1 protein-coding gene is annotated in these 683 nt (G+C 68.7%); it reads right to left on the bottom strand.

Going from position 1 to position 683, the window contains the following annotated elements; all coding sequences use genetic code 11:
* Positions 1-131: 131 nt before the first annotated feature.
* Positions 132-683: ATP-binding protein (locus G5V65_RS23070; RefSeq protein ID WP_165054778.1), on the bottom strand; the 552-nt coding region annotated here is incomplete at its 5' end.

Here is a 683-nt window from a genome sequence, read left to right on the forward strand (position 1 = left end):
GGAGTTGAAGTCGTTCCAGGGTCCGGACATTGCGCGGCTCCTTTCAGTTGGAGGGTGGGACGCGCAGCGGCGTCAGATGGGAAAAGCCACCCCGGCGACCGGATCGGGACACCGGGCGTGGCGAGAGGCGCTCAGCCATGGCCGGACTCCTGCGCGGGCGCGGGATCGGCCGGGGTCACCGGCGGCCAGGTCAGTCGTTCGGAGGCAGGCGCCGCGGGGCGCTGGATCTTCTCCATCAGCCGGCCGAGATGCGGGGCCTCGACAAGATCAAGGCGACCCGAGCGGTCCTTGGCCGGATAGCCCCAGGGGTTCAGCGTCTGGCAGACGAAGGCGCGCTGCGGCTGGCCGTTGGCATCGGCGATGTCGGCCATGGTGATGACCTGATCGACGATCCCCGGCAGCTCGAGCCCGGTCTTCGAGCCGTCGATCTGCGGCTGGAAGACCTTGCGGTTGAAGTCGTCGAGCCGCTCGTCGAGGATGCCCACGAACCAGACATGCTTGCCGCGCGTGTGCTGCAGGTGGGTCAGCCAGCCGATCATCTCGCGGCCGTGCAGCCCGTAGGCGCCGCGGATGTCGGGCTTGCCGGTCTTCTCGGAGAACGCCTCAGGCTGGCCGCGGCACCACTGGAAGCAGAGCCGCCCGGCCACGGTGATCGAGTCGATGAAGACGGTCTCGTACTTCCC

This window comes from Paragemmobacter kunshanensis (genome assembly GCF_011059185.1).
In the GTDB taxonomy this organism is placed as follows: Bacteria; Pseudomonadota; Alphaproteobacteria; order Rhodobacterales; family Rhodobacteraceae; genus Paragemmobacter; species Paragemmobacter kunshanensis.